Source organism: Nocardiopsis protaetiae, assembly GCF_045446735.1.
GTDB classification, from domain to species: domain Bacteria; phylum Actinomycetota; class Actinomycetes; order Streptosporangiales; family Streptosporangiaceae; genus Nocardiopsis; species Nocardiopsis protaetiae.
This window is the reverse complement of sequence record NZ_JBJJBV010000339.1, coordinates 1-11,567: the sequence shown is the minus strand read 5'-3', so window position 1 is coordinate 11,567 and position 11,567 is coordinate 1. Positions and strand designations below refer to the sequence as shown.

The window sequence follows — 11,567 nt, the reverse complement described above, 5'->3', positions numbered from 1 at the left end:
CGACCGCGCCCAGACCGCCCTGCACCCCCTGCTCGGCTGGGTCACCCAGTGGGGCTGCCTGGCCGCCGCGGGCAGCGGGCTGTGCGCCCGGCCCATGCGCAACTACACCGAGTCCGAGTGGGCGGCCGTGCTCGGCCTGGGCCCCGACTCGACCCCCGCCTACCAGCTGTGGGTGCGCGCCGAGCGCGGCGCCTACCTGGACCTGCCCGTTGACGCCGTCCTGCCCGACCCGTCGCCCTCCACCACCCTCAACGGATGCGCTTCGCGCGCTGACCCACCCTGACCCGTCGCCCTCCACCACCCTCAACGGATGCGCTTCGCGCGCTGACCCACCCTGACCCGTCGCCCTCCACCACCCTCAACGGATGCGCTTCGCGCGCTGACCCACCCTGACCCGTCCCCCTCCACCACCCTCAACGGATGCGCTTCGCGCGCTGACCCACCCTGACCCGTCGCCCTCCACCACCCTCAACGGATGCGCTTCGCACGCTGACCCACCCTGACCCCGGCCCCTCCCCCCGTTCGCCGCGAGCCCGAAGGACCCCGATGACCCGCACCTGGTCCGCCGTGTACGTCCACCTCCTGCGCAGCCGCGAGGACATCGACGCGTTCCTGCTGGAGCACCTGGCCCCCGCCGCCGACGCCCTGGTGGCGGACGGCGGCGCAAAGGCGTGGTTCTTCATCCGCTACTGGGCGGGCGGACCGCACCTGCGGGTGCGGTTCCTGGACGGCGACGGCGACGCGGTGCGCGGGTTCGCCGACCGGATGCGCACGGCGGCCGCCCGCACCTCCGCCGACGCCCTGGACCTGACCCCGGACACCTATTACCGGGGCCTGCCGCAGGCGGACCACGCCGACTGGCACGCCGACGGCGAGGTCGCCGACGCGGTCTACGAGCCGGAGACCCAGCGCTACGGCGGGCCGGACGCCCTGGAGGTGTGCGAGGACTTCTTCTGTGCGAGCTCCGCCATCGCCCTGGCGGTGCTGCGGGCGGCGCCCCGGCCCGGGCAGCGGCAGGCGATCGCCGCCGACCTGGTGTCGCTGGCGTTCGGGGTGCTGGGGCTGGGCGACGTGGAGGCGGTCCGGCAGGCCCGCGGCTACCACGCCTCCTGGGACTTCTCGGCGGAGGTGGCGCGGGGCGGCGACACCCCCCGGCTGGAGGCCGAGCGGCTGTTCCACTCGGCTCCGGCCAAGTGGCTCCAGCGGCGTTCGGTGCTGGAGCGGCTGGTGTCGCAGGAGGGCGGCAGCACCCACCACCTGTGGACGCGGGCGCTCGGGGAGGCCGTGGACCGGCTGCGGGCGCTGCACGCCGAGCGGCCGCTGGCCAACGAGCTCACCCGGATCGTGTGGTCGCTGCTGCACATGCACCACAACCGGCTGGGCCTGGACATCGACGACGAGCGGCGGATCGCCTGGCTGGTGTCGCTGGCGTACCCGCGCTGGGAGGCGGACCGGGACTACTTCGCGGATGGGACCGCGGCGGCGGACCGCGTGTACGCGGAGGCCTCCAAGTACCGGACCGAGGGCATCTCCACGGTGCAGCTGCCCCGGCCGGTCCCCGTGGAGGGCGAGCCCCCCGAAGCGTTCGGCGCGCCCGTGACCGAGCTCCCCCCGCCGCTGCCTCTCACCGCCCCGCTGGGCGAGGTGCTGGCCCGGCGCTCCAGCGCGCACGGCGACTACGGGTCCGGGCTGTCGGCGGCGGAACTGTCGTCGTTGCTGGGGCACGCCGCCGGGCTCAGCCCCGAACGCGCCGGGGAGCCCGGCCGCCACCGCCCGCCCCGCACCCACCCCAGCCCCGGCGGCGCGTACGCGGTCGAGGTGTGGGCGGTGGTGCGGAACGTGGCGGGCCTGGACCCGGGCACCTACCGCTACCGGCCCGAACGTCACGCCCTGGTGCGGGCGGACGGCCCGGTCCCGGTGGAGCGGCTGACGGCCCTGTCCCCCTTCCTGCGCCCGTCCGCGGACGGGATGCCGGGCATGGTGACGGCGAGCGCGGGCGCGTTCGTGTTCCTGGTGGGTGACGTCGGCCGGCTGCGGGCGGGGTACGGGCAGCGGGCGCTGCGGCTGCTGCTCCAGGAGGCGGGGCACATCGCGCAGAACGTGACGCTGTGCGCGACCGCGCTGGGCCTGCGCAGCCTGGTCGTCTCGGGGTTCGCCGACGACGCGGCGCACACGCTGCTGCACCTGGACGGGATCGACCGGGTGGTGCTCACCCTGGTCCCGGTGGGCGGGGGGAGCGGGGAGTAGGGTCTGACCGCGACACCCCCGGGCGGATCCGTCCCGTTCACGCCCGGGAAACACTTCTGTTCCCCCGTCTACCAGGCACTTCGCCACATGTACCTGTCCGCCCGGACACACCCCCCTCCCCCCTACTGGCGCGGAGTTCTACTGGGTAGTAACATTGACTTGTTACTAGTCGGTAGATCCGCGTGTACAGACACCGCGGCCAGGGACACAGCGGAGCTGTCCATGACGCATTACAAGAGCAACCTGCGTGACATCCAGTTCAACCTCTTCGAACTGTTCAACCGCCAGGACATCCTGGGCAAGGGCCCGTTCGAGGAGCTGGACGAGGAGACCGCGCGGACGATCCTGGACGAGGTCAACCGCCTCGCGACCGGCGTCATCGCCGAGTCGTTCGAGGACGCCGACCGCAACCCCCCGGTCTTCGACCCCAAGACCAACACCGTCCAGATCCCCGAGAGCCTGAAGAAGTCCTACCAGGCCTACATGGACGCCGGCTGGTACAACCTCGACCTCCCGCAGGAGCTCGACGGCCTCGGCGCGCCCCGCTCCCTCGTATGGGCCGCGGCCGAGCTGGTCCTGGGCGCCAACCCGTCCATCCACATGTACTCCGCGGGTCCGGGCTTCGCGAGCATCCTCTACTCCGAGGGCAACGAGAAGCAGAAGGAGTTCGCCAAGCTCGCCATCGAGCGCGGCTGGGGCGCCACCATGGTGCTGACCGAGCCCGACGCGGGCTCCGACGTCGGCGCCGGCCGCACCAAGGCCACCGACCAGGGCGACGGCACCTGGCACATCGAGGGTGTGAAGCGCTTCATCACCTCGGCCGAGCAGGACATGACCGAGAACATCTTCCACCTGGTGCTGGCGCGCCCCGAGGGCGCCGGCCCCGGCACCAAGGGCCTCTCGCTCTTCCTGGTCCCCAAGTACCTGGTCAACGAGGACGGCTCCCTCGGTGAGCGCAACGGCGCCTACGTGACCAACGTCGAGCACAAGATGGGCCTCAAGGCCTCCACCACCTGCGAGCTGACCTTCGGCGACAAGCACCCCGCCATCGGCTACCTCGTCGGCGACAAGCACGACGGCATCCGCCAGATGTTCCTCATCATCGAGTACGCGCGGATGATGGTCGGCACGAAGGCGATCGCCACCCTGTCCACCGGCTACCTCAACGCCCTGGAGTACGCCAAGGAGCGCGTGCAGGGCAACGACCTCGCCGGTGCCAAGGACTCCCCGAAGGTCACCATCACCCACCACCCGGACGTGCGTCGCAGCCTCATGACGCAGAAGTCCTACGTGGAGGCCATGCGCGCCCTGGTCACGCTGACGGCCACGCAGCAGGACGCCATCCAGATCGCCAAGGCCAACGGTGAGGACCACGCCGAACTGGAGGCCATGAACGACCTCCTGCTCCCGATCGTCAAGGGTGTCGGCTCCGAGCGCTCCTACGCGCTGCTGGCCGAGTCGCTGCAGACCCTGGGCGGCTCCGGCTTCCTGCAGGAGTACCCGATCGAGCAGTACATCCGCGACGCCAAGATCGACACCCTCTACGAGGGCACCACCGCCATCCAGGCCCAGGACTTCTTCTTCCGCAAGATCCTGAAGAACGGCGGCCAGGCGCTGGGCACCCTCGCGGGCGAGATCAAGGCCTTCGCCAACAGCGAGGCCGGCAACGGGCAGCTCAAGGAGGAGCGCAAGCTGCTCCTGGAGGCGACCGAGAACGTCGAGAAGATCATCGAGGTCATGGTCGGCCACGCGATGGCCTCCGCCGAGAACAAGACCGAACTGTACAAGGTCGGCCTCAACTCGGTCCGCCTGCTGATGGCCTTCGGCGACGTGGTCCTGGGCTGGCTGCTGCTGCGCCAGGCCGAGGTGGCCCTGAACAAGATCGACGGCGCCCAGGGCGACGACAAGGACTTCTACACCGGCAAGATCGCCGCCGCGCGCTTCTTCGCCGACCAGATCCTGCCGCGCGTCGCCGCCGAGCGCCGCATCGCGGAGAACGTCACCAACGACCTCATGGAGGTCCCCGAGTCCGCCTTCTAGGGCCGGACGAGGGACCGGGGTGCGCCCGGCGGGTCAGAGATCCACCGGACACACCCCGAACCGCCACCGCGAAGGGGGCGGGGCCACTCGGCCCCGCCCCCTTCCGCGTCGGTGGGGGCCGCTAGGGTCCTGGTCATGCACCGACCGAGCCTGCCCGGGGACCTGCTGCCGTTCGACCGCCTGTGGGCGCACGCCGTGCTGCTGCACCTGTGCGGCAGGGGCGTCCGCCTCAAGGAGAACGAGGTGTGGTGCCCCGACGGCGGCGGGGGCTCCTGGTGGTGGACCCTGGGCCGGCTGCCGGGCGGGCGGGCGTTCTTCTGGGGACAGGACTCCGACGGCAGCCACGGGCACCTGCGGGACGACCCGGTGGACTTCCTCGCCGGGGGTCCGGAGTGGCTGCCGCGGGAGGAGCTGCGTCCCGAGGCCGAAGCCGGGACCATCGGATACCTGTACTGGTGGCAGGACGGCGCCTGGGCGCGTGCGCCCTACCCGGACGACCTGGAGGACGACGGGCTGGCCCTGTCCGCGGCCTGGGCGGGCGGCGGACCCGAGGGCGTGCTCGACGAGATCCCGGCCTTCGGGGCCGCGGCGGACGCCCTGGCCGCGTTCCTCACCCGGCTGGAGGCCGGGAGCGTGGACGAGGCGGCCGTGCGGGACCTGGCCGCGGCCCTGCGCGGGGCGGAGGAGGTCGACCTGGACCCCGACCGCGCCCTGACGGCGGTGCGCACCGCGGGGCTGTCGGCCTAGGACTCGGCCCAGACGCCGAGTTCGTTGCCCGCGGGGTCGGCGAAGTGGAACCGGCGCCCGCCGGGGAAGGGGTAGGGGCCCAGCAGGATGCGGCCGCCCGCGCGCTCGACCGCCGCGGCCGTGGCGTCCAGGTCGTCGGAGAACAGCAGCACCAGGGAGCCGCCGCCGCGGTGCTCGTTCCCCTCGGGGTTGAGGCCGCCGACCTCGCGGTCGCCGGGGCCCTTGATGCCCGCGTAGTTGGGGCCGTAGTCGTTGAACTCCCAGCCGAACACCTCGCCGTAGAAGCGCTTGGACGCCTCCAGATTGTCGGCCGGGATCTCGATGTAGTCGATGCGGTGGTGCTGTGGTGACGTCATGCGCCCATCCTGTGCCACCCCGCCGACGTTCCCACTCCCGCGCCACGCCCGCGCCGTCGCCCCACCGACGTTCCCGTTCCTCCGCCACACCCGCGGACTGGTCAAATTTGACCAGTGGTGACGGGGGCGGCCGGGGGCGTCCAGACGTAGGGGGTCGTGGTGGTGACGGCGGTGAAGCCCAGGCGGCGCAGGATGGGGGCGCTGTCGGCGGAGGCGTCCACCTGGAGGTGGCGGACGCCCAGGGCGACGGCCAGGCGGGCGCGCTCGGCGACGGTCGCCCGGTAGATGCCCCGGCCGCGCCAGGCGGGGAGCGTGGAGCCGCCCCACAGGCCCGCGTGCCCCTGCGAGGGGCGGGCGACCAACCAGGCGGCGCACACGACCTCTCCGGCGGCCTCCGCGACCAGGACGGCGGTCCCCTCCGGGTCGGCGGCGAGCCGCGCGGCGAGGTCGTCGGCCAGCCAGGCCCAGTCGTCGCCCCACACGGCGGACTGGAACGCGGCGACGCGCTCCAGGTCGGCGCGCTCGGCCACCCGGCGCAGCACGACCCCGCCGGGCAGGACGGGCTCGGCGGCGAGGTCCGCCGCCGGGGCGAGCAGGACCGTCTCCTCGTCCTCCGGCTCGAACCCGGCGGCGCGCAGCCGGTCGGGCAGGTCGGCGGGCCGGTCGTGGCCGTGGGTCTTCCACTCCACCGCCTGTCCGAGCCCGGCGAAGCGGTCGCGCTGGCGGGCGATGAGGGCGTCCAGGTCGGCTCCGCGCACCCCGGTCAGGTCGGCGGGCGCGGCCACGAACCCCCGGTGTCCGCCGACCAGCCGCAGCAGCGGCCCGTCGGGTTCGACGGTGACACCGGCGGGCAGGGGGTCGGGCAGGCCGCGCACGTGCGCGTCGTAGAAGTCGAGCATGGCGCCCATCATCCCCCGGCCGCGGCCGCCGCGGCGCCGGGTTCCCCGGGGCCGGTCAGCGTCCGTCCGGCCGGTTCGCCCCGTCCGGCCCCTCCGCCCCGTCCAGGCCCTCCAGGCCGTCGAGCGCGTCGATGGCGCGTTCCAGCAGGGCGTCCAGGGCCGCCGCCTCCCGCGGCGTGAACGCGGCCGCCAGCGCGCCCTCCACCCGCAGCGCGGCCCGGTCGGCCCGTTCCACCAGCTCCCGGCCGGGTTCGGAGATGACGTTGACCGTGACCTTCCGGTGCAGCGGGGAGACGCTCCGCTCGATGAGGCCGGACCGCTCCAGGTTGGTGAGCACGGTCGCCATGGTCTGCGGGGTCACCATGCACTCGCGGGCCAGCTGGGCCGCGGACATCCCTTCGGACACCGACAGCAGCAGCAGGACGGCGTACTGGGGCACGGTGAGCCCGAATTCGCGCAGCGCCTTGGACTTGCGGCCGATCAGGGCCTGCTCGGCGCGTTTGATGGTGTGCCCCAGGCGTCCCGCCGCCACGGACTCCGTGTCCACGCCGCCTCCCCATGTTCCGGTTCCCCGACGTGCACGATCATCCCACGACGCCCACGAGGACAGCCCACTCACAAAAACCAATCCCCTGTCTTATGACAGAGCTCTGTTACTCTTGCGGGTGTCAGCGGACACCACCCGAAGGAGAACCCCCCGTGGAGCACAAGCGAGCACTCGCCGGACGCGAGGTCGGCGCCATCGGCCTCGGTTGCATGGGCATGTCCTGGGGATACGACATGCTCGGCCGCGACGACGACGTCTCGGCCGAGGTCGTCCGGCTCGCCCTCGACCTGGGCTGCGACCTGGTCGACACGGCCGACCAGTACGGCCCCTTCACCAACGAGACCCTGGTCGGCCGGGCCCTGCGCGGCCACCGCGAGCGGGCCTTCCTCGCCACCAAGGGCGGCCTGGTCGTCGACGACCCCGAGACCTTCGCCGCCCACCGCGACGGCCGGCCCGAGCATCTGCGCGCCGCCTGCGAGGCCAGCCTGCGCCGTCTGGGGGTCGACCACGTCGACCTCTACCAGCTGCACCGCATCGACGACGAGGTACCGCTGGAGGACAGCTGGGGCGCCCTCGCCGAACTGGTCCGCGAGGGCAAGGTGGGCGCCATCGGCCTGTCGGAGGCGAACGTGGAGCAGATCCGCGCCGCCCAGGCGATCCACCCGGTCGCTTCGGTGCAGAGCGAACTGTCGCTGTGGAGCCGCGAGCCCCTGGCGGACGGCGTGCTGGAGCACTGCGCGGCGGAGGGGATCGCCTTCATCGCCTACTCCCCGCTGGGCCGCGGCTTCCTGCCCGGCACCGTCCGCTCCTCCGCGGACCTGCCGGAGGTGGACGGCCGCCACCGGACGCCGCGCTTCCAGCCCGAGTCGATCGCGGCCAACCAGCCGATCGTGGACCGCGTCCGCGCGGTGGCCGCGGAGCTGGGCGCCACCGGCGCCCAGGCGGCCCTGGCCTGGGTGCTGGCGCAGGGGGAGCACGTGATCGCCCTGCCGGGGACCAAGAACCCCGAACGCCTCAAGGAGAACGCGGCCGCCGCCGGGCTGTCCCTCTCCCCGGAGCAGCGGGCGCTGCTGGACGCCGCCCCGGAGGCCGTCGGCACCCGCTACTGACCCCGCGGGCGACAAAGGGGGCGGGGGCCGACGTCGGTCCCCGCCCCCGCGCCGCCCACCCGTCAGCGGCGGCGCAGCACCAGGTAGGCGAGCACTCCGCCGGCCAGCAGCGTCGTCGCGCAGATCGGCAGGAACGCCAGGCGGAACGCGTCCGGCCCCGGCGGCAGCGCCTGGAGGATCGCCCCGGCCGCCACGGTGCACGCCACCGCCGTGGTGAACCCGCTCATGTTGACCAGCCCGGAGGCGACCCCGGTGCGCCCCGCGGGGATGCCGTCGCGCGCGTAGTCGAAGGAGATGGTGGGCGCCAGCGTCTGCCCGACCGCGCACACGGCCATGACCGCCAGCCCGACCCCGGTGGGCACGCCGCCGGGCCAGGCGACCAGCAGCACCAGGCCCAGGCCGATGGTCGAGGCCAGGCTCAGGGCCAGCACCCCGCGCAGCGCCGGGTTGCGGCCGACCAGAGCGCCCACCAGGGGGGCGGTCCAGAGCGCCCCGGCGGCCAGCGCGGTGAGGGTGAGGGCGGCGGTGCCCTCGGCCAGCCCCAGCCCGGTGACGAGGAAGGGGTAGCCCCACAGCACCATCATCATCGTGAAGGGCGCCATGATCGCCGCGTGGTGGGCCATGCCGATGCGCGGCCCGCGCGCCGACAGCGCCTCCTTGAGCGCCGCCCACAGGGGGATGGGGTCGATGACGGTGGAGTGTCCGGCCGCGCCCGCGGGGCGGTCGCGCACGACCAGCAGGACGAGGACGGCGACCAGCAGGGTGAGCCCGGTGGTGGTGAGGAACGCCGCGACCCAGCCGACGCCGCCCAGCGCCCAGGCCAGCGGCGCGGCGCTGGCGACCTGCCCGGTGCCGCCGACCACGCCGGTCAGGCCGCTGACGAGGGCGTAGCGGGAGCGCGGGAACCACAGGGCGGCCAGCCGGATGACGTTGAGGAAGACCAGGGCGTCGCCCAGCCCGATGAGGAAGCGTCCGGCGATCGCCGCCTCGACGCCGGGGGCCAGGGCGAACAGGCAGGAGCCCGCCGCCATCGCGATCATGCCGATGACGAGGGTGAAGCGGGGTCCGAGCCGGTCGGCGAGCAGGCCCGCGGGCACCTGGAGCAGAACGTAGATGAGCAGCTGGAGCATCGGCAGCAGCGAGAGCAGCGCGGGTCCGACGTCGAAGCGCGCCTGCGCCTCCAGCGCGGCGACACCCAGTCCGTTGCGGTGGAGCATCGCGAGGAAGTAGCCGATCACGGCGACGCCCCAGACCACCCAGGCGCGGGTGCCGCCCGCGGGCTCCAGGGGAACGGCGTTCTCCTTGGTCCTGTCACCGGATGTCTGTGTCTGGGTCACGGGCACTTCTCTCGTAGAGGTCTGACCTCTCCAGTCTCCTTCAGTGTCGCGACCGCTCTTTACACCGGGGTTACCGACGAACGCAAAACACCACGCCGCCGCGGGTCGGCCCGCAACCCCCGCCGAAAGCAAAGACGGGCTCCGGGACGGTCAAGGCTGTGCAAGCTGGGCAAAGTCACGCAGAGCAATACGAGGTACACCCCGGGTCGTGAAACCGGGTGACACTCCCGACAGGCAACCCGGGATTACTGGCGAGTAGACGCCGTTTCAGAAACCGGAACCAAGTTCGAAAAACATACTCTGACCTGCATGTCTCATACGACACGTGGTCGAGACCCTTTCGTTAAATGTGACATTGGCCACTCTCAGAAGTCTCGACTACCGGGGGTCAGGTGCTGCTAGCATCCGGAACGCAAAGAATAACTACGAGGTAACGACAACCTCTGAACCTCACCAACTTTGTGGAGGGAAGCCGTCAACGCCCCAGGACGGGACGGCGGACCTCGAACCGCGGCGATGTGGCCGCAACCGCCACACAGGCCATGACCGCGGCAACCGAGACACTGGAGACGACCTTGAGTCACTGGCGACTGAACAACCCCCGGGTCTCCCGGGTGAAGTCGGCACTTGCCAGACGGGTCAAGCACAAGCCCCGCCACGCCTTCTGCGCCCAGCGCGCGATCACGGCCCTGCTGGGCGAACTCGCAGCCTCCACCTCCCGCCAGTTCTACTGGTCGGGGACCTCGGACATGGCCGTCATGTCGGTGAAGCACGACGTCAACGTGTGGTGCCGCGACGGCCGTTTCTTCTGGAACGACCTCTTCCAGGGCGGCACCATGTCGCACCCGGCCAGCGACCCGGTCGGCGCCGCCGAGAAGCTCAACCCGGTCGCCCTCCCCCCGGAGCCGTCCTACCGCTCCCAGCCGGTCGCCGCCTGACCACCACTCCCCCGCGCCCGGGATCGCACCCGGCGGACGCGGGGCGGGACAACGGCCCCCTCGGGGCCGCATAGAACTTCCACGGCCGACCCACCGCACGGTGGGTCGGCCGTCGCGTATGCCCGCGCCGCCGTGCGAACCCGCACCACTGCGCCGATCCGCGCCGCCGTGCAGACCCGCGCAGTGCGCAAGCCCGCGCCATCGCTCAGGCCCGCGTACTGCGCAGGCCCGCACCGCCGTGCGAGCCCGCACCACCGCGACGGGCCGACCCACCGGCCCCGGTCTCCCGGACCCGGTCTCCCGCGCTGTCCGCACGGTGCAGCGCCCCAAGCCGTCCTCAAGGGGCGATACACCGGCCGGGACGTGTTCCGGCGAGCCTTCTCGCGACCACACCGGCCGCCTCCCGCCGGTCGTCCCGCGAGAGAACGCCCGGCGTCCGCCCGCGTCACCCGGCGCGATCGCCGACCGACCGCGAGCATCCACGGAGCACGCCCTGGAGTTCAACGCACCCCACCACCGGGACGGTTCACTCATTCGGGGACTTTCTTCTCTTCCGCCCCACGGATCCCAGGAGATCGGCGGCGATCAGCGGCATAACCGGGCGAGGCGCGGGAAACAGCACCAAGGGCGACCTTGGTCCCGAATCGTGCCCTAACGACGCCGACAACGGACTAAGGTGTCCCCTACCCCTCTCTCCGTCCCGACCGCGTCCTCATCCGCCCCTGGACCCCCCAGAGGACCCATGCGCCCCCTCACCCCCGATGAGCCCGACCGCCTCGGTGGTTTCCGCCTGATCGCCCACCTCGGTTCCGGCGATCTGGGCGCCGTGTACCTGGGTGTCGACCCCGACGGCCGCCCCGCCGCGGTGCGCGCCGTGCGCGAGGACTTCGCCGCCGACCCCGGGTTCCGCACCGGGTTCGCCCACGACGCCGCCGAGGCCTCCCGGGTGCGCGGCCGCTTCACCCCGCCCCTGCTGGGCCACGACCTGTCCGCCGGACACCCCTGGGTGGCCACCGGCTTCGTCGCCGGGCCCTGCCTGCGCGACCTCGTCCGCGGCGCCGGGCCGCTGCCCGAACCCGCCCTGCTCCTGCTGGCCCGGGGACTGGCCGAGGCCCTGGAGCGGCTGCACGGCCAGGGGTGCGTCCACCACGAGCTGTCCCCGGCCCACGTGCTCGTGGACGCCGCCGGACCGCGGCTGATCGGCCTGGGCATCGGCCGCGCGCGGTCGGGCTCGGCCGCCCGCCGGAGCCCCCGGCCGCCCGCCTACACGGCGCCCGAATACCTGGCCGGGCGCACCGTCCTGCCCGCCGGGGACCTGTTCTCGCTCGGCGCGGTCCTGCTGTTCGC

General features: G+C 72.9%; 10 protein-coding genes and 1 pseudogene. 7 read left to right on the top strand and 4 right to left on the bottom strand.

What is annotated here, in order from left to right; all coding sequences use genetic code 11:
* From ACJOT3_RS31240 to ACJOT3_RS31225, 4 genes and pseudogenes are all read left to right on the top strand, one after another.
* Positions 1-283 (top strand): annotated as a pseudogene (locus tag ACJOT3_RS31240) (hypothetical protein); the annotation flags it as partial.
* A 263-nt stretch (positions 284-546) separates the two neighbouring features.
* A complete protein-coding gene (locus ACJOT3_RS31235; protein ID WP_406976725.1) occupies positions 547-2,247 on the top strand; it encodes a thiopeptide-type bacteriocin biosynthesis protein in 1,701 nt (566 codons plus the stop codon).
* Between the two features lie 222 nt (positions 2,248-2,469).
* Complete coding sequence (locus tag ACJOT3_RS31230; RefSeq protein ID WP_406976724.1) at positions 2,470-4,287, top strand: acyl-CoA dehydrogenase; 1,818 nt, start codon at positions 2,470-2,472, stop codon at positions 4,285-4,287.
* Positions 4,288-4,422: 135 nt separating this feature from the next.
* On the top strand, positions 4,423-5,034 hold the full coding sequence (locus ACJOT3_RS31225) for a hypothetical protein (protein ID WP_406976723.1): 612 nt from the start codon (positions 4,423-4,425) through the stop codon (positions 5,032-5,034).
* Here ACJOT3_RS31225 and ACJOT3_RS31220 read toward each other — a convergent pair.
* From ACJOT3_RS31220 to ACJOT3_RS31210, 3 genes are all read right to left on the bottom strand, one after another.
* Positions 5,031-5,390 (bottom strand): VOC family protein, encoded by a 360-nt coding sequence (locus ACJOT3_RS31220; protein ID WP_406976722.1) that lies wholly within the window; start codon positions 5,388-5,390, stop codon positions 5,031-5,033. The genes ACJOT3_RS31225 and ACJOT3_RS31220 overlap by 4 nt on opposite strands.
* Positions 5,391-5,491: 101 nt before the next feature.
* Positions 5,492-6,289, bottom strand: coding sequence for a GNAT family N-acetyltransferase (locus tag ACJOT3_RS31215; RefSeq protein ID WP_406976721.1), 798 nt, complete (start codon positions 6,287-6,289; stop codon positions 5,492-5,494).
* A 55-nt stretch (positions 6,290-6,344) separates the two neighbouring features.
* Positions 6,345-6,836, bottom strand: a complete 492-nt coding sequence (locus ACJOT3_RS31210; protein ID WP_406976720.1) for a MarR family winged helix-turn-helix transcriptional regulator — start codon at positions 6,834-6,836, stop codon at positions 6,345-6,347.
* A 152-nt stretch (positions 6,837-6,988) separates the two neighbouring features.
* Here ACJOT3_RS31210 and ACJOT3_RS31205 point away from each other — a divergent pair, with 152 nt between their 5' ends.
* The gene (locus ACJOT3_RS31205) at positions 6,989-7,945 is read left to right on the top strand and encodes an aldo/keto reductase (RefSeq protein WP_406976719.1); all 957 of its coding nucleotides are present in this window, start codon (positions 6,989-6,991) and stop codon (positions 7,943-7,945) included.
* A gap of 62 nt (positions 7,946-8,007) precedes the next feature.
* Here the strand turns inward: ACJOT3_RS31205 and ACJOT3_RS31200 are convergent, their stop codons facing one another.
* The gene (locus ACJOT3_RS31200) at positions 8,008-9,282 is read right to left on the bottom strand and encodes an MFS transporter (protein ID WP_406976718.1); all 1,275 of its coding nucleotides are present in this window, start codon (positions 9,280-9,282) and stop codon (positions 8,008-8,010) included.
* 575 nt (positions 9,283-9,857) lie between these two features.
* Between ACJOT3_RS31200 and ACJOT3_RS31195 the strand changes: the two genes are divergently transcribed.
* Positions 9,858-10,220, top strand: coding sequence for a hypothetical protein (locus ACJOT3_RS31195; protein ID WP_306371146.1), 363 nt, complete (start codon positions 9,858-9,860; stop codon positions 10,218-10,220).
* A 742-nt stretch (positions 10,221-10,962) separates the two neighbouring features.
* Positions 10,963-11,567, top strand: a 605-nt coding sequence (locus ACJOT3_RS31190) for a protein kinase domain-containing protein (RefSeq protein ID WP_406976717.1), incomplete at its 3' end; no start/stop codon positions are given.

Excerpts from the sequence above, each read along its gene's own strand:
- ACJOT3_RS31235 (WP_406976725.1), top strand. The coding sequence starts at position 547 with ATGACCCGCACCTGGTCCGCCGTGTACGTCCACCTCCTGCGCAGCCGC.
- ACJOT3_RS31230 (WP_406976724.1), top strand. The coding sequence starts at position 2,470 with ATGACGCATTACAAGAGCAACCTGCGTGACATCCAGTTCAACCTCTTC.
- ACJOT3_RS31225 (WP_406976723.1), top strand. The coding sequence starts at position 4,423 with ATGCACCGACCGAGCCTGCCCGGGGACCTGCTGCCGTTCGACCGCCTG.
- ACJOT3_RS31220 (WP_406976722.1), bottom strand. The coding sequence starts at position 5,390 with ATGACGTCACCACAGCACCACCGCATCGACTACATCGAGATCCCGGCC.
- ACJOT3_RS31215 (WP_406976721.1), bottom strand. The coding sequence starts at position 6,289 with ATGCTCGACTTCTACGACGCGCACGTGCGCGGCCTGCCCGACCCCCTG.